This window comes from Pseudoalteromonas sp. MMG006, from assembly GCF_018101025.1.
Classification (GTDB): Bacteria; Pseudomonadota; Gammaproteobacteria; order Enterobacterales; family Alteromonadaceae; genus Pseudoalteromonas.
In genome coordinates this window covers 1-17,321 of sequence record NZ_JAGJEJ010000012.1, presented here as the reverse complement: position 1 = coordinate 17,321, position 17,321 = coordinate 1, and the positions used below count along the sequence as shown (strand labels likewise).

12 protein-coding genes are annotated in these 17,321 nt (G+C 41.6%); 6 read left to right on the top strand and 6 right to left on the bottom strand.

The features are described from left to right. Nucleotides 1-166 precede the first annotated feature (166 nt). Nucleotides 167-412 carry a DUF3297 family protein gene (locus tag J8L73_RS12325; protein WP_004586033.1) on the top strand — a complete coding sequence of 82 codons (246 nt, stop codon included), beginning with the start codon at nt 167-169 and terminating at the stop codon, nt 410-412. A gap of 166 nt (nt 413-578) precedes the next feature. Next, nucleotides 579-1,481: a homocysteine S-methyltransferase family protein gene (locus J8L73_RS12320; RefSeq protein WP_211017419.1), complete on the top strand. Its 903-nt coding sequence runs from the start codon at nt 579-581 to the stop codon at nt 1,479-1,481. 174 nt (nt 1,482-1,655) lie between these two features. Here J8L73_RS12320 and J8L73_RS12315 read toward each other — a convergent pair whose 3' ends face one another. Continuing rightward, nucleotides 1,656-2,489 carry an alpha/beta hydrolase-fold protein gene (locus J8L73_RS12315; protein ID WP_211017417.1) on the bottom strand — a complete coding sequence of 278 codons (834 nt, stop codon included), beginning with the start codon at nt 2,487-2,489 and terminating at the stop codon, nt 1,656-1,658. A 383-nt stretch (nt 2,490-2,872) separates the two neighbouring features. Next, on the bottom strand, nt 2,873-3,289 hold the full coding sequence (locus J8L73_RS12310) for a MerC domain-containing protein (RefSeq protein ID WP_211017415.1): 417 nt from the start codon (nt 3,287-3,289) through the stop codon (nt 2,873-2,875). Nucleotides 3,290-3,430: 141 nt separating this feature from the next. Here J8L73_RS12310 and J8L73_RS12305 point away from each other — a divergent pair, with 141 nt between their 5' ends. The 3 genes from J8L73_RS12305 (at nt 3,431) to J8L73_RS12295 (ending at nt 10,644) form a co-directional block, all read left to right on the top strand. Continuing rightward, nucleotides 3,431-5,836 carry a TonB-dependent receptor gene (locus tag J8L73_RS12305; RefSeq protein WP_211017413.1) on the top strand — a complete coding sequence of 802 codons (2,406 nt, stop codon included), beginning with the start codon at nt 3,431-3,433 and terminating at the stop codon, nt 5,834-5,836. Between the two features lie 32 nt (nt 5,837-5,868). Continuing rightward, a complete protein-coding gene (locus tag J8L73_RS12300) occupies nt 5,869-7,269 on the top strand; it encodes a 5-methyltetrahydrofolate--homocysteine methyltransferase (RefSeq protein ID WP_211017411.1) in 1,401 nt (466 codons plus the stop codon). A 156-nt stretch (nt 7,270-7,425) separates the two neighbouring features. Then, nucleotides 7,426-10,644, top strand: coding sequence for a S41 family peptidase (locus J8L73_RS12295; RefSeq protein ID WP_211017409.1), 3,219 nt, complete (start codon nt 7,426-7,428; stop codon nt 10,642-10,644). 93 nt (nt 10,645-10,737) lie between these two features. On the opposite strand, the gene J8L73_RS12290 is transcribed toward J8L73_RS12295, so the two are convergent. From J8L73_RS12290 to J8L73_RS12275, 4 genes are all read right to left on the bottom strand, one after another. Then, the gene (locus J8L73_RS12290) at nt 10,738-12,036 is read right to left on the bottom strand and encodes a DEAD/DEAH box helicase (RefSeq protein ID WP_211017407.1); all 1,299 of its coding nucleotides are present in this window, start codon (nt 12,034-12,036) and stop codon (nt 10,738-10,740) included. A gap of 187 nt (nt 12,037-12,223) precedes the next feature. Next, on the bottom strand, nt 12,224-13,600 hold the full coding sequence (locus tag J8L73_RS12285; protein ID WP_211017405.1) for a P-loop NTPase fold protein: 1,377 nt from the start codon (nt 13,598-13,600) through the stop codon (nt 12,224-12,226). A 198-nt stretch (nt 13,601-13,798) separates the two neighbouring features. After that, a complete protein-coding gene (glmS, locus tag J8L73_RS12280; RefSeq protein ID WP_211017403.1) occupies nt 13,799-15,619 on the bottom strand; it encodes a glutamine--fructose-6-phosphate transaminase (isomerizing) in 1,821 nt (606 codons plus the stop codon). A gap of 46 nt (nt 15,620-15,665) precedes the next feature. Beyond that, nucleotides 15,666-16,430 (bottom strand): DeoR family transcriptional regulator, encoded by a 765-nt coding sequence (locus tag J8L73_RS12275; RefSeq protein WP_211017402.1) that lies wholly within the window; start codon nt 16,428-16,430, stop codon nt 15,666-15,668. Between the two features lie 153 nt (nt 16,431-16,583). Here J8L73_RS12275 and J8L73_RS12270 point away from each other — a divergent pair, with 153 nt between their 5' ends. Next, on the top strand, nt 16,584-17,111 hold the full coding sequence (locus tag J8L73_RS12270; protein ID WP_211017400.1) for a sugar O-acetyltransferase: 528 nt from the start codon (nt 16,584-16,586) through the stop codon (nt 17,109-17,111). Nucleotides 17,112-17,321 lie beyond the last annotated feature (210 nt).

Here is a 17,321-nt window from a genome sequence, read left to right as displayed (position 1 = left end):
GGGGAATAACCACACTTCATAGTCTCAGCCGGTCTAAATACCAAATAGCTTGCTGCAAGTTTAATCTTGAAAGGTCAGCAGACCTTAATCACTAATGTATTAAACCTTGAGCGTATTGAGTGGATTGCCTACAATAGCGCATCACTTTTTAATAAAGATTAAAACCATGACCGATTCAACAAAACCAGCATTACCTGATCAGCTTTCTATTAACCCACGCAGCAAGCATTACGTAGAAGAAGTGTTTGAACACGAAATTGGCGTAAGCTTAAATGGCAAAGAACGCTTTGACGTAGAAGAATACTGCATTAGCGAAGGTTGGATTAAAATTGCCGCACCTAAAGCGCTAGACCGTCGCGGTCAGCCATTACTTATGAAAGTAAAAGGTACGGTAGAGGTATTTTATAAGTAAGCTCAATCTTACTTAAATAAGCGACTCTCCTACGAGATGTCGCTTTTTTTATACCTATTGAAAAGCATTGAGCTTCTTTCATGTTAAAGGTGATGAAGTTTCATTATGATTTTATTAAAAACATGGTTGAATAACGCCATATTGTACAGATACACAAAGGCTTGTTATGAATAAACTCACTATTTTAGATGGCGGTATGGGGCGCGAACTTAAGCGCATTGGCGCGCCTTTTACACAGCCACTGTGGAGTGCACAAGCACTAATAGAAGCCCCGCATTTTGTAACGCAGGCTCACCAAGGTTTTATAGATGCCGGCGCTGAAATAATTACCGTTAATAGTTATGCCTGTGTGCCCTTTCATTTAGGTGAAGCGCTATACCAAGCACAAGGCGCAGCCCTTGCACAGCAAGCGGCCGTTATTGCAAAAGAAGTCGCTCAAAACGCTAAACAAAATGTATTAGTAGCTGGTTCATTACCACCCGCATTTGGCTCTTACCGCCCTGAACTATTTGAAAGCGAGCGCGCATTTACTATTTTAGATACGTTATATAAAGCGCAAGACGAGTATGTAGATTTATGGATTGGCGAAACCATATCGAGCATTGAAGAAGCACACGTTATGGCAAGCGTACTTAAAAGCTCAAACAAGCCATGTTATTACGCATTTACCCTAAATGATGAAATAAGCGAGCAAGCTAAACTGCGCTCTGGTGAACTGGTAAGTGACGCAGTAGCGGCTTTGCTTGAGAAAAATGTTGCGGGTATTTTCTTTAATTGCTCAATTCCTGAGGTTATAGAGCAAGCCTTTAGCGATACCAACGCGGTATTAGCCAAGCAAAATAAAAGCGTTATTTTAGGCGCGTTTGCTAATGGCTTTACGCCTATCGCGCGCGACTACAAAGCCAACGAAGGATCGCAAGCGTACCGCGATATTTCACCTTCAGAATACTTAGGCTTTGCTAAAAAGTGGCACAGCCAGGGCGCAAGCATTATCGGCGGCTGCTGTGGTATTGGCCCAGAGTTTATTGAAGTACTGGCAAACTGGAAACAAGATCTCGAAAGCGCTTAAGCTTTTAGTAATTTTTAGAGCTTATTGGCTACACCAATCGTGTTAAGTTATTAGGCATTTATAGCGACAGATAAATAGCGTGATAACAAGGCATAAATATCGACATGTAGTGTTCTACATGAGAAATTTATAACACTGTTAGCGCTCTATTAGCACGCTAGAATGATTAAATATTTAAGTCGATTGGTGTACCCAATCAAGCCCTTGTATAGCTGTAGTAGGAAACGCGGTTGCATGGCTCGCCCCTTCAATAACAACGCTTTTTAATTCAATATTTTCACTGCTAAGTGCATTAATTTTTTGCGTTAGCAGCTTTGCCCCTTCCACCATATTTTGACCTTCACCAAAACTTGGGGTTTCCTTTGCCCCCACCGATATATAAACCTTAGTAGGCACTTTAGGTTTATGTGCTTGTAGCGCTAAAATTGCATTGTTATTAAACCAAACTGATGGGCTGCCAATAATATAATTGTTAAATAAATCGGGCATCGTAAATAAAATAGTGGCACCAAATAAGCCGCCTAAAGAGTTACCTATATAGGTTTTTTGTGTGCTACTTGCTCGGTAGGCATTTTCTATATATGGCAGTACCGTATTTTTTAAAAACAGCGCATGGTTTTTAGCGTTACCGGTTTGTTTTTTCCAGCTTTTAGCCTTATTTGGTGTGTAGTCTCTAATACGGCTATTAGACCCTTTAGAGCCTTTTTCATAGCTAATGGCCACAATAATAGCCTGCTGCATTTTACCGCTATTCATAGGAAACCGTGTAGCACCTGCCACAATAGGAAACGTATACGGCGCATCGGTTAAATAAATAACTGGATATATTTTTTCAGGGTGCTTTTTATATGACTTAGGAAGCTGAATAAAAACAGGGTATACCCGATTGGTCACGGGCTCAGTGAGTTCAATAACGCTGCTTCTAGGGATTTGGTACGGGGTATTTGCGCTTAATTTAAAACACATTAAAGCGCAAAGTAACAGCAGGGATTTTAAAGCAGTATTCATTAGGGCGTGTTGATCCTTGATGGTTGAATTTGCAGCAGTATGTTTGGTTTTTAGGCAAGGCAGAGCCTATGAAGTGTGGTTACTCCCCATAAATAGGCGATAACGCAGCATAAATGCCAAACATGCGCTGCCCTTCGGGTTCTGCCTAGGGGCGATAAACTCTTTGTTACTCGGTTTTTACTTAGCCCACTAGGTTACAAACCTCGCGCCGCGATTTAATCGCCCCTAGATTGAACAAATTTCAATCCGCAAAGATCAGCACGCCCTAACCTAAACCAAGCGTAATAAACCAATATTGGATGATTACTTTAACTCACTTTTAGCTTTAGGTTATTAAAATTTAGAACAGTGCTACATATTAGCTGTTTGTAGCACTGATAGCGCTAAGCTGCCTGATCAGATTCATCGCCTGAACACGGGCAATTATCATCATTTTGTTTAAGGCATTGTTGGTAATTAAACCAATGAGCCACAGCAATAAACGCTGAGCCTATTAAGGTTAGCGCTTTTTCGGCTATTTCATGCCCTAGCAATACCGCACATATCATAAAAGACAGCCCAATAACGCCGCAGGCCATATAACGTTTACGCTTATGCTTTTTACAGCCTAAGCTCAGTGCTAATAAACTGGTGGGTAATACCGCTGCAAGAATCCATAAATGAAATTGTTCACTATCTATTTGCAGTACAGCAAAGCTTGGCAATAGCGCTAAAATAACCGGGGTTGCAAAACAATGTACTGTACACATTAACGATAACCCAATCGCCATACGATCCATAACACTTTGACTCGACTTCATTATTTCCTCTACTAAATTAGTGCCTCTACTCAAAAGCGTTACCTTTAAGGAGACATTTTAGTAACAACAGTTAATTACTATTGATACATTATAACATTTCTCGCATTATTGATATAATATAACATCTAACAAGGTAGTCAAATGAAACCTAGATCACAATTAGCTGTTCTCATCGCAGCTTTATTACCAGCAAGTGTGCTGGCATCCACAATTGAAGGCGTTGTTTTAAACAATCAAGGTAAAATAGTTACCAATGCAACCATAGAAGTTGAAGGCTCAGACCTTACAGTCACCACCGACGAAAACGGTAAATTTGTTATAGCAGAGCTAAACAATGGCTTAAAAGAACTTCACGTTGTAGCCCCTGGCTATGCGCATCTTCATCGCGATATAACAATAACGAATGCCGAAAACCAATCGGTTACGTTTAATTTAAAGCGCTCGCCTATTGAAGTTATTGATATTGAAGCAACCCCTATTCATATGTCGGCAATGGAATCTGCCTCACCTGTTAGCGTTTTATCTGGCGAACAACTAAGACGACAACAAGCTGCAACACTTGGCGATAGCCTTGAAAAGCTCCCAGGCGTTAATACTAATTTTCACGGTAAAGTAGCCAGTACACCAATTATTCGTGGTTTAAGCGGCCCGCGTGTACTCATTACTCAAAATGGCCTTGATGTAAGCGATGTGTCGCGCGTTGGCCCTGATCACTCTGTTGCATCAGAAGCCTCTACCGCACAACAAATTGAAGTATTACGCGGCCCAGCAACACTGTTTTATGGTAGCGGAGCGATTGGTGGTGTGGTTAATGTAGTAGATAGCCGTGTACCAACCGACAGCACAACACGCGGCGAGTGGAACGTAGAACATAACTCGGTAGATAACCAAAAAGTAGCCTCGTTTAATGCCACCACAGGCACAGACTCGGTGGCTTTTTACGCCGATGCATTTTGGCGTGAGGCCGACGACTACGAGGTACCTGTAGCCGCAGATATAGATAGCGATAGTGAAAGCCATAGTGGCGATTACAAAGTTGAAAACAGTAATGAAGAGTCTGACGGTTTTACTGTTGGCGCTAGCTACTTAATGGATAACGGCTTTATTGGCTTAGCAGTAGAGCAATTTAATCGTCAATACGGTATTCCGGGCCATACGCACGGCGAGGAAGAAGAGGAAGAGCACAGCGACGAAGAAGAAAGCGTATTTGCTGATTTAGAACAAACTAAGGTGCAATTATTAGGTGAGTACAACCTAGATAATAAATGGTTAAACAAAGTAAACCTGCGCGTTGGCCATACCGACTACGAACACGCTGAAATTGAAGGTGGCGCTGTAGGCACTACTTTTAAAAACGAAACAAATGAATTACGCATAGACCTACTACATAACCAATTTAACGAGTGGAATGGCGGCATTAGCTTTCATTACAAACAAAGCGATGTTGAAGCACAAGGTGAAGAGGCCTTTACGCCTCCATCAGAAACCGAAAGCTTTGCTGTAGCACTAATGGAAGAAAGACACTTTGGTGATTTTTTAGTGCAAGTAGGTGGGCGTATAGAGCGTGTAACCATTGAAGCAGGCGACGTATTACTGCCAAATATTGACGCACACGCACACGATGAAGCAGAAGAAGCCGACGAACATGATCATGAAGAAAGTGCAGAAATTACCCGCGTATTTGACGTAGAGCATGAATTTACACCAATCAGTTTATCGGCAGGCGTAGTATGGGATTTTACACCTAACTATAACTTAGGCCTTTCTGTATCGCGCTCTGAACGTGCGCCCTCTGCCTCTGAATTGTTATCGTTTGGGCCACACATTGGTACTGGCACTTACGAAGTAGGTGCACTATTTGATTTAGATGAAGACGGCCATTTGGGTTTATCTGATCAAGCAATTGATTTGGAAACAGCCAATAATATCGATTTAACCCTGCGTAAAACCCAAGGTGATGTTGGCTTTATTTTAAATGCCTTTTACAACCAAGTAGATAATTACTATTACCAAATAGACACCGGTTTATTCGCCGAAAGTGGCCACGACCATGGCGATGAAGAAGAAGGGGCTGACGAACACGACCATTCATCAGAACTGCCGGTTTATTTATTTAAAACAGACGACGTAATTTTACACGGGTTTGAAGCGCAAATTGCGTGGCAATTAACTGATGAATTTAAAGTAGATTTATTCTCAGATTACGTTCGTGCACGCCTTAAAGACGGTGGCGATTTACCCCGTACACCACCGCTTCGTTTTGGTAGCGAGCTAAGCTATCAAACAGATAAACTCAGTGCGCATATTCACGTTACTCGCTATCAAAAGCAAGACCGCACAGCCCCACAAGAAACAGCCACAGACGGTTACACATTGGTTGATGCGAGCATCTCTTACGACCTTTCAGTATTAAACCAAGATATGTCTGTGTACCTGCGAGGTACCAACTTAACAGATACAGAGGCACGCGTGCACAGCTCGTTTGTAAAAGATATAGCGCCACGTCCAGGACGTAGCTTTGCGCTAGGTATTCGCGGTTATTTTTAAGCGTTAAAAAATTATAATTAAAGGAAATAAACATGAAAAAACTATATCAATTAAAGCTTATTGCACTGGCAATTAGCACTACATTTATTACAGCTTGTGGTGATGCAGAAACCAACATTGTGGAACAAGATCCTATTGTTGTAGAAGATGAACACGATCACGACGATGATGATGATGATCACGACCATGACGACGGCTTTACCATAAGCTCACTTGGCAGACTTGCCGTACTGGCTGGAGATAGCAACGAAGCGAGCTTTTTTGATTTAGACGATAACGCACTGCTTGATACATTTGTATTAAACGATGAGTCAAATACGTTGTCAGCTTCGCCTGACTTTCGTTACGCTGTAATTACAAACCGAACTCAAGATTACCTAGGGTTTATAGACGGCGGTATGTGGCGCGAAGATCACGGTGAGCACTTGCATGATTACGAGCAAGGCCCTGCATTTAGTAGCTACGAGCTAACAAGTGGCAGCCGCCCTACACACTTAATGACACACGACGGGCAATTAGCCATATTTTACGATGGCGATGCAGATTCAGGTGCGCCAGCTTCGGTTGAAGTGTTAACTGATAGCGATATCACTAACGCAACGCCAACACTCCCTGGTATTAGCTACGATATAAATATGCACGGTGTAGCAGAGCCACGAGGTGAGCATTTGCTATCAACTATTCGTCGCGACGATGCAGATAACACATCGGTTGCTAAAGTACTGCCAGATCAAGTAGGTGTTTATCACTTTCATGATGGTGAATACGAGCTTGAACAGACCTTAGAAGTTACGTGCCCTGATTTACACGGTGCAGCACAAAATCACGACTATGTTGTATTTGGTTGTGGTGATGGTGTGCTAATAGCTCACCAGCAAGGTGATGTATACGAAGCACAAAAAGTAGCAAATATAGAAGCGGTAGGCACTGAACGCATTGGTACTTTATATGGCCACGAAAATAGCGACACTATTTTTGGTATTGCCGCAGGACACGATGGCAGTGGCTCAGTATTACTGGATATTCATCCTGAAAATGCCGAAATGGAAGAAGTAGAATGGCAACTAGCCGATGGCGCAAGTGCTGTATCTTATTCTTTCTCGGCCAGTGGTGAACACTTTTTAGTGCTCGACAGCTTAGGCTTTTTAAATGTACTTACGGGGCATGACCATGATGGCGAAATGCACTGGGAACTTGCAGGCCAAGTTGATATTACCGAACAAGATGTATCAACCATGCCTGAAGGTATGAGCTTTAGCATGACGGTGGCTCAAAATGGTGAGTTTGCTTATGTTGCTGACCCTATTGCTCAGCATGTTGTGCAAGTACACCTTGAAGACTTAGAAGTTGAAGGTGAACTAGAGTTAACTTTTCCACCAGCTGGCTTAACATGGTTAGGTATTGCTGAGGTTGAAGATGACCACGACCATTAATTTTATGCGCTAAATAAAGAGCATTTACATAAAGGTTGGCCGCTTAATGCCAACCTTTTTTATTCACATTTTGTAACAGACCTTTTATCACAAGTGCATCGCTATTTATAACCTGATTGTTATGATGTAACCGCTTTTAATATAGGATGTAATCCCATGAAAAAAATAACAACCTTAGCACTCTTGGCTGCGGTTATCGCACCGGGTGTATCTGCTTATGAAACTAAAGACACACGCTTACTGCGCTTTCCGGATATTCATAATCAAAACGTGACCTTTGTTTACAGTGGCGATATTTATATTGCTGATACACAAACAGGCGCAAGTAAACGTTTAACCGACCACATTGGTTTTGAAACCTTTCCTAAATTTTCTCCTGACGGTAAACGCATTGCATTTTCAGCCGAATATAACGGCAGCCGCCAAATTTATGTAATTAACAGCGACGGCTCAGGCCTTAAGCAACTTACCTACTATAACGATGTTGGCCCAATGCCACCGCGTGGTGGTTTTGATTACCGCGTTTTAGATTGGACAGCCGATGGCAAAAATGTAGTATTTAGAGCAAACCGTACACCGTGGGGCAAAAGAATGGGCCGCCCTTATATGGTCCCAGCCGACGGTGGTCTTGAGCAACCTTTAGCTATTCCAGAAACTGGCGGCGGTATGCTCTCCCCTGATGGTAGCAAGTATGTTTATACGCCCATTGACCGTGAGTTTCGCACCTGGAAACGCACCCGTGGCGGCCGTGCGCAAGATGTATGGATTTACGATTTAGAAAATAACACTTCAGAGCAACTTACTACTAACCGCGCTACCGACCAGCAACCGACCTGGGTTGGCGACAATATTTATTTTGTATCTGATCGTGATTACACATTAAACCTTTACCAATACCGTAAAGGCAGTGAGCCTAAAAAGCTTACAAACTATAAGAACTTTGACGTACTTTGGCCCTCAGCGGGCCCTAATGCGGTTGTGTATGAAAACGGCGGTTACTTATATCGCTTTGACGCAAAAACACAAAAAAGCGCGAAGCTGAGCATTAATATTGCTGGTGTGCGCCAATACGCTATGCCGTACAGCAAAAATGTAAGCGACTTTATTGATTCTATGTCGATTTCTCACGATGGCAAACGTGCTGTATTTACAGCCCGTGGCGAGCTATTTAGCGTACCTGTTAAACAAGGCCCTACGCGTAACTTATCGTACACAGATAAGAGCCGCGAAATAGACGCAAGCTGGTCGCCAAATGGGCGTTACATTGCTTACATGAGTGATGAAAGCGGCGAGTACGAAATTTACTTAAAAGATCGCAGTAAAAATAATGCCATTAAACAACTTACTAGCAATGGCACTATTTGGCGCTTTACACCTATTTGGTCACCCGATAGCACCAAGCTATTGTTTGCAGATAAAAACCACACACTGTGGTGGTTAGATGCAAAATCGGGCAAGCAACATAAAATTGATACCGGCATTTACGACGAAGACGGTATTACTCAATATACCTGGTCGCCTAACAGCCAAGACATTGTGTATGTAAAAAATAACGAAAATCGATATGCATCGCTTTGGCACTACAACCTTAAAAAAGAAAAGGTTACACGCTTAACAGACGAGATGAGTAATGAGCAAAACCCAACATTTTCACCAGATGGGCAATACCTTTACTTTAGCTCAGAGCGCGACTTTAACCTTGCGTTTAGCAGCTACGAGTTTGACTACATGTTTAACCGTGCAACCCGTATTTATGCGGCCGCAGTAAACGACAGTGTTAAACCGCTTATAGCCTTACAAAGTGACGAAACCACGATTGTAAAAGACGATGACGACGAGAAAGAAGACGACAAAAAAGTTAAAAACGCACTGCAAAGCAGCGACTTTATGCAGCGTGTTACCGCACTTAACGCACCAGCGGGCAATTACCGCGGCTTAACCGCAGTAAAAGACGGCGTACTGATGCTTGCCAATGGCGCATTGCAACTTATAGGTACCGAGCACGACAGTAAACTAGAAACCGTAGCCAAAGATGTAAGCACATATACTGTTTCTAGCAACGCTGAACATATTTTAGTGAAAGCCGGTCACGACTTTAGTTTAATAGAACCTAAGCCAAAGCAAGACCTAAACGCTAATAAGCTCGATTTAAGCAAAATGACGCTTAAAATTGACCCGCAAGCTGAGTGGCAACAAATGTACGTAGAAGGTTGGCGCACACTGCGCGACTGGTTCTACGATGAAAACCACCACGGTCAAGATTGGGATGCTATTTTAGCTAAATACCAACCTATGGCTGATGCCATTAGCCACCGTAGCGACCTTGACTACGTACTGAGTGAAATTGCCGGCGAAATTAACTCAGGTCATATTTACTTGCAATCGGGCGATATGCCAAAAGTCGAACGTAAAAACCACGGTTTATTAGGCGCTAAGCTTGCAAGTGACCCATCGGGTTACGTAAAAATAGAGCAAATTTTCAAAGGTGAAAACTGGCATGACGATTTCCGATCTCCGCTGGGTACCACAGGCGTAAAAGCACATAACGGCGATTACATTATTGCGGTAAATGGCCGTTCGGTTAAAGATGTTGCTAACTTTTACGAACTACTTGAAAACACCCAAGGCGAGCAAGTTGAACTGGTACTAAACAGCAAACCGCGTAGCAAAGGCGCGTGGCAAGTAACTGTAAAACCGGTCGCCAGTGAGCAAGGTTTACGTTATTTAGAGTGGGTTAACTCGCGTGCAGCCTACGTTGACAAGCTATCAAATGGGCGCATTGGCTACGTACACTTGCCAAATACCGCGTATGAAGGCAACCGCGCCATGTTTAAAAACTACATGCCGCAAACCACTAAAGACGCCATGATTATTGATGACCGATACAACGGTGGTGGCTTTATTCCTGAGCACATGATCACGTGGCTTGCGCGTAAACCACTTAACTATTGGAAACGCCGCGGTACCGAGCCCACTAAAACACCACAGTTTGCACATGACGGTCCTAAAGCGATGCTAATAAACGGCTATTCAAGCTCAGGCGGTGACGCAATTCCTTACTACTTCCGCCAAGCGGGTTTAGGTAAGCTAATTGGTACGCGTACATGGGGTGGCTTAATTGGTATTTCTGGCAACCCTGCTCTTGTAGATGGCGGGCAAGTTATTGCGGCTACATTCCGTATTTTAGATACACAAGGTAACTGGATTATAGAAAACGAAGGTGTTGCTCCTGATATTAAAGTGGTTGATCGCCCAGAGCTTATTTATAAAGGCCAAGATCCATCAATAGAACGTGCTGTACAAGAGTTATTAAAAGAGCTTAAAGAAAACCCTAAGCAACCTTTAGTAGTGCCACCAGCACCGTCTAAGTTTTAATTTGCTGTATAGCAATATTAGCTAATAATAAAAACCCTGCAAATTTGCAGGGTTTTTATTAATTCGAGTTTAATAACTTATATATATTAAGGCTTATCTTTTTCTCCAGCCGCTCCATACGTCATCTTCTTGGTTGGATTTTTTCTTCTTTTTCTTACCTGTGCCTTCAGGCTTTGCCATTGGCTTTTCGTTTTTAAGTGCAAGGGCCGCGTCACGATTTGCTTGGTTTACCGCAAAACCCGTTACTTCCTCACGCTCTAAGCGAAGTTTGTTTTTCTTCTCGATTATTTTAAAGTGATGAAAATCTTCGTAATCAATCAGTGATAACGCTAAACCCACTTCACCGGCACGGCCGCTTCGACCAATACGGTGCATGTAATCAGCGGGGCTGCGCGGTAAGTTAAAGTTAATAACAACAGGCAGTTTTGCAATATCTAAACCACGGGCTGCAATATCGGTGGCAATAAGTACTTCTATTTCACCGGCTTTAAATTTTTCAATTACGCGAGTACGCTCACTTTGGCCTTTATCACCATGGAATACTTGTGCGTTAATACCACGCTTTTCAAGCTTACCTGCTAAATGCTCACAGTCTTTTTTAGCGTTTACAAAAATAAGTGCTTGGCGCCATTTATGCGCTTTAATTAAATGCGCTAAAACCGTGGTTTTTTCGCCTTTATTAACGCTAAATACGCGCTGTACTAAGGTGCTTTCGTCTTTGCTTTGAACTTGTATTTCAACAGGGTTAGTTAACAGCTCTTGCGTTAATTGTGTGACTTGCTCTGGGAAGGTCGCTGAAAACAACATAGTTTGTTTTTTAGCAGGCATAAGCGCTAATAACTCAGCAAGCTCTTCGGTAAAACCAAGGCTTAGCATGCGGTCGGCTTCGTCAAGCACAAGGGTAGTTACATTATCGAGCTTAATCGCGTTGCTTGAGATTAAATCGAGCAAACGACCAGGCGTTGCAACAATAATATCGGCGCCGCCGCGTAGAGCCTGCATTTGTGTATTAACCGACACACCACCAAATACCGCCACCGTTTTAATTGCGCCATTAAAGTTAGCAGAATACGACTTAACACTATCGGCCACCTGCGTTGCAAGCTCACGGGTAGGTACCAAAATAAGCCCAGTTACAAAATTACCTTTGCTCGGCGCTTTATTAGCGCCTTGCTCTACAAATAGCTTTTGTAGCATAGGCAACGCAAACGTTGCTGTTTTACCTGAGCCAGTATTTGCCCCCGCAATTAAATCGCTACCAGCCAGTACACTTGGAATCGCCTTAGCTTGAATTGGCGTAGGTTGGCTATATTCCAAATCGGTTAAACGAGCTTGTAGCTCTGGAATAAGGCCAAGATCGTTAAAGGTACTAGGGCTTGTTGCTGAGGTCATAAATTTGTGGGCTTATTGCTAAAAAAGTAGCCTGTAATTTTAGCGTATTTAGCGCTTATTAAGTAGGGATTAGTGATTTTAATGTTTTTATAGGTAACAGCTGCGCGATTCGAGCTACAAGCTCTAAGCATACTTTAGCTCTGATTATTTTTGCTCATTAATACGAAAAGGGAGTTTCCCCCTTTATTTAAGATATAAAACGACCTGCACGCTCAACTAACTCAGGGTAATGTAATATCGAAAACTGTCGATTTTGGTTATAGCTAAAGTCATGTAGGATCATATCGCCAAGCTCTGTTGTACCACGTTGAATTTCTGAGGATTTTGTTCCAGTTTTTCCTAGTAACATACTTATAATGCTAATAATTTTACCTTTAGAGGCTCTCATTGGGTCCAAATTCGATTCTGAATTATTCATTTTTTCAATAAAAATACTCCAATTTTTACTGGAGTTATTTCGAAATTTATCTTTCCACATTGGTATCATAATTTTATATAATTCTGGCTTACTTATTTTTAGAATAGCTAAAAATACTAACGGTAACGTATATAGCTTTTCTTTAGTTGTTAGCTGAATAGCTTGTAAAACCTTAATGACTTGTTCAATATCTCGTAAACCCGCATCACATAGAATGGCCGTTTGTGCCAACAAATAAGCATTACCATTTTTATGCACAGCAATTAACTTATCATCATTAATAAGCTCTGTTTTCCATAAATACACTGAGTAAGACAAAAGATTTGGTGATGGTAGTTGATAAATTTGATCGAAAAATCTATTTAGATACTTTTTAGATTCAAAATTATTACCATAAATAGCCTTTATTGAATGACTTAATTGCTCGGATGCAGTAGCAACAACAAAATAAACGCGTGGTATTTGAAATAGATGCTTAATTGTCTCTAGTAGTTCAATGGCATAACTAGGTCTACATCTGTCTAACTCATCTACGAATATGAAAATTGGCTTTATATCCTTACCAGCCTTTTTCGCGATCTCCCCTAAATTAGCCTTAAAAGTAATAATACTATTTTCTATACTTTCTTGATGTTCTAACGCAATATTTGTTGCTTGAGTAGTTAAACCTTCGACTAGTTTATTTGTAGCTTTATTATCTACATCGGATGTTTTACTTGCTTCATCGCTGCCCAACATCAACTCGTTTATTTGATCGCGAGATAGACCTGTCAATCTTTGTGCTATAAAGGATAAAAGCAGCGGGGCTGCGGCAAGTTTAAATTTATCCCATTTAGTTTTTTGACTTGCGTTGGCCTTTTTACTAAAAAAAGGTTTTAACTCTTTATCGATTGCAGAAATAAAACCAAGCAAAGGGTTATTTGTAAAGTCCTTCTCCCAAGCATTAAAATAAACGACTTCGCACCCTTTTGATTTTAAATCACTTCGCCAATTTGTAAGAAAATAGGTTTTACCAAATCCCCACTCTGCATCAATATTTAAAACAAAAGGTTCTTCTTTTTTTATTGTAAACCTACTGAGTAAATAGGTAGTTAGATACTCCGCGTCTTCTTTTCTATTTAACTTATCATCATTCCATGGTGTCATTTTCAGAGTTCCTGATTTTGTTTATAGCTATATTGCCATGAAGACATTGATTACGAAACTTTGTATTCAAACGAAGTTATTTTCACTGTTATTTAATTTAAGTGCCTTGCAGTAATAAAACACGGCTAAAATTATTCACAAAAAAAGGCGCATTAAGCGCCTTTTTATCTTTAACAGGTAATTACCAACCTATTGATTTTACTCAACAGTAACCGATTTAGCTAAGTTACGTGGTTGGTCAACGTCGGTACCTTTAATTACCGCTACGTAGTACGACAGTAACTGTAATGGCAGTGTGTAAACAATTGGCGCAATAATGTCGTCAGTGTGGTTTACGTTGATTACACGCATTGTGTCGTCTGACTCAAAGTGTGAATCTTTATCTGCGAATACGTAAATAATACCACCACGTGCGCGTACTTCTTCTACGTTTGATTTAAGCTTTTCTAATAGCTCATTGTTTGGCGCTACAACAATAATTGGCATGTCGGCATCAATAAGTGCAAGTGGCCCATGTTTTAGCTCGCCCGCTGCGTAAGCTTCTGCGTGAATGTACGAAATTTCTTTAAGTTTAAGCGCACCTTCCATTGCAATTGGGTATTGCGAACCACGACCTAAAAACAGTGAGTGGTGTTTATCGGCAAATTCTTCTGCAAGGTCTGCAATGCCATCAGCAAGCAATAAGGTTTCTTCAAGCTTAGCGGGAAGTACTTTTATAGCATTTACAATAGCACTTTGATCTAACTGCTTTTCTTGCGCTATAGACGCAGTAAGCATTAACAAACCAACTAATTGCGTAGTAAACGCTTTAGTCGATGCAACGCCAATTTCAGCGCCGGCTTTGGTCATAAAGGCAAGGTCAGATTCGCGTACAAGCGATGAACCCGGTACGTTACAAATGGTCATTGAAGCCATGTAACCTTGCTCTTTAGCTAAGCGTAATGCCGCTAACGTATCGGCTGTTTCACCCGATTGTGAAATAGTCACAAGTAGGCTGTTTTCATGTACATACGATTGGCGGTAACGAAACTCAGAGGCAATCTCAACATTGCAACTAACGCCTGCAAATTGCTCAAGCCAATAACGGGCAACCATACCTGAATGGTATGACGTACCACAGGCAATAATTTGTACGTGTTTTACGTCTTTAAATATTTGCTGAGCGCTGTCGCCAAAGGCGTCAATTGCTACGCGGTCGTCGTTTAAACGTCCTTCAAGGGTATTACGTACTGCAAGTGGTTGCTCGTAAATTTCTTTTAGCATGTAGTGGCGGTAGTCGCCTTTACCTGAGGCATCTTGCGTGATATTTGATTCAATCACTTCACGCTCTACAGCGTCGCCATTTTCATCAAAAATTTCAACAGTGTCACGTGTAATGCGGGCTACATCGCCTTCTTCTAAAAATATAAAGCTGCGAGTAACCGGTAATAGTGCTAACTGATCAGAGGCAATAAAGTTTTCGCCAAGGCCTAAACCAATAACAAGCGGGCTACCTGAGCGCGCTACGATAATTTCATTGTCGTTGTCTTTATCAAATACAACCGTGCCAAACGCGCCTTCAAATTGCTTAACCGCAGCTTGTACTGATGCAAGTAACGTAGTGTGTTGCTTACGAAGCTTATGAATTAAGTGCACCATTACTTCGGTATCGGTTTCAGATAGGAACTCGTAACCTTCTTCTTTAAGCGATGCGCGTAGGCTTGCGTGGTTTTCAATAATCCCGTTATGCACAAGTGCTAGTTGGTTGTTTGATACGTGCGGGTGAGCATTTTCTTCAGTAACGCTGCCGTGTGTTGCCCAGCGTGTGTGTGCAATACCTGTATGGCCGCTAACGCCTGCTTTCTCAAGTGCAGCTTCTACGTTTACTACTTTACCTACGGCTTTTACAGTATTTAACGTAGAGCCTTCTAGTAGTGCTACACCGGCAGAGTCGTAGCCACGGTACTCAAGACGTTTAAGGCCTTCAACTAAAATTTTGTTTACTGGACGTTCTGCAACTGCCCCAACTATTCCACACATAGTGTCTCCATTAATTTTTTAATTCTAGTAACTCACTTTGTAGTTACTAATCAATAATCTCTGCACAAATTAGTTTTACACCACACGCCTCAATCGCTTTGCGTTTATCCTCTGCTAAGCCAGTATCGGTTATTAAAGTGGTTACTATTTTCCACGGTAATTCTAAATTTGGTATTTTTCGGCCAATCTTATCTGATTCAACCATAACGATTACTTCGCGGGCTGCTTTTGCCATTACTTGGCTTAAGCCAACTAACTCATTAAAGGTAGTCGTGCCACGTTTTACATCTATGCCGTCAGCACCAATAAACAGCTGATCAAAATCATAAGAGCATAATACGTTTTCAGCAACTTGGCCTTGAAACGACTCAGAATGCGGATCCCATGTTCCACCGGTCATCAAAAGTGTTGGCTCGTTCTCAAGTGAAAGTAAACGGCTCGCCACTTTAATCGCATTGGTCATTACAACTAACCCGCGTTTATTTGCAAGTTCTGGGATCATGGCGGCCGTAGTACGCCCGCTATCAATAATAATACGGTTATGATCTTTTATAAGTGCCGCAGCAGCCTTTGCTATTGCTACTTTGCGCTTAGAGTCTATTTCGTCACTTACAATTTCTTTAGGCAGTGCAATAGCACCGCCGTAACGGCGCAGTAACAGGCCACTTTTTTCAAGCGCGGTTAAATCTTTACGAATGGTTACTTCAGATGTTTGAAACTGCTCAGCAAGCTTTTCAACGGCCACTTCACCTAGCTCATTAACTTGAGCCAATATATTATGGCGACGCTGCTGTGTGTTTCGTTTAGTCATAAAGTAAGATATTAAGTTTCGTTTCGAAAGATGTGCAAGTTTAAACGAAACAAGTTAAATGGCAAGTGAACGAACAAAAATAAAGCAGCTTTCAACGAGTAATAATAAAGGTAAAATAGCTTTAGCATCTCTTAACTAAACAAAGAAACCATAATGCAGCCATTTAATAGCTTAAACAAAGAGCTTTTAGCCCTACGTAAACAAACAGGTGAAATATGCCGACTCTTTAATAAAAGCCCGAGTAAAGGCAATTTAAAACGTATTAAAGAGCGATTCGCTCAATGCGGTGAAGGGGTAATTATAGAATCAGGTTTTCATTGCGATTATGGTAATCAAATAACTATTGGTGATCGTAGCTTTATAAATATTAACTGTACTGTATTAGATGCCCCAATTAGTGAAGCTTCAATTACAATTGGTGATGACTGTTTAATTGGTCCTAACGTGCAGTTGTTAGCAGTATCCCATGCTGTTAACCCTACACAGCGACTCAATAAAGAAAACTTTGCATCACCCATCACAATAGGAAATAACGTGTGGATTGGCGCAGGCGCTATTATTTTGGCGGGCGTATCTATTGGGAATAACAGTGTTATTGGGGCGGGATCTGTCGTTACTAAAAATGTAACGGCTAATACCGTAGTAGCGGGTAATCCAGCTCGTGAAATAAGAACATTATAGCTATTACCGATGTGACTTTAGCATCGGGAGTCGCTTCGCTCCCTCGAACTTACGTAATTGTTGTCAGGTAAGTGTATATTAACTGTACACATTTCACTTTCCTGCAGACGTAAAAAAACCAACTATCGCTAGTCGGGCTTTCTACAATTTGAAGTCGGTGCGCTACGCAGTAGAATGTCCTACTTTCACATAGCTAATGCTACACTATCC

Bases quoted from the DNA above. Each gene is read 5' to 3' on its own strand.
- J8L73_RS12325 (WP_004586033.1), top strand. From the start codon at position 167: ATGACCGATTCAACAAAACCAGCATTACCTGATCAGCTTTCTATTAAC.
- J8L73_RS12320 (WP_211017419.1), top strand. From the start codon at position 579: ATGAATAAACTCACTATTTTAGATGGCGGTATGGGGCGCGAACTTAAG.
- J8L73_RS12315 (WP_211017417.1), bottom strand. From the start codon at position 2,489: ATGAATACTGCTTTAAAATCCCTGCTGTTACTTTGCGCTTTAATGTGT.
- J8L73_RS12310 (WP_211017415.1), bottom strand. From the start codon at position 3,289: ATGAAGTCGAGTCAAAGTGTTATGGATCGTATGGCGATTGGGTTATCG.
- J8L73_RS12305 (WP_211017413.1), top strand. From the start codon at position 3,431: ATGAAACCTAGATCACAATTAGCTGTTCTCATCGCAGCTTTATTACCA.
- J8L73_RS12300 (WP_211017411.1), top strand. From the start codon at position 5,869: ATGAAAAAACTATATCAATTAAAGCTTATTGCACTGGCAATTAGCACT.
- J8L73_RS12295 (WP_211017409.1), top strand. From the start codon at position 7,426: ATGAAAAAAATAACAACCTTAGCACTCTTGGCTGCGGTTATCGCACCG.
- J8L73_RS12290 (WP_211017407.1), bottom strand. From the start codon at position 12,036: ATGACCTCAGCAACAAGCCCTAGTACCTTTAACGATCTTGGCCTTATT.
- J8L73_RS12285 (WP_211017405.1), bottom strand. From the start codon at position 13,600: ATGACACCATGGAATGATGATAAGTTAAATAGAAAAGAAGACGCGGAG.
- glmS (WP_211017403.1), bottom strand. From the start codon at position 15,619: ATGTGTGGAATAGTTGGGGCAGTTGCAGAACGTCCAGTAAACAAAATT.
- J8L73_RS12275 (WP_211017402.1), bottom strand. From the start codon at position 16,430: ATGACTAAACGAAACACACAGCAGCGTCGCCATAATATATTGGCTCAA.
- J8L73_RS12270 (WP_211017400.1), top strand. From the start codon at position 16,584: ATGCAGCCATTTAATAGCTTAAACAAAGAGCTTTTAGCCCTACGTAAA.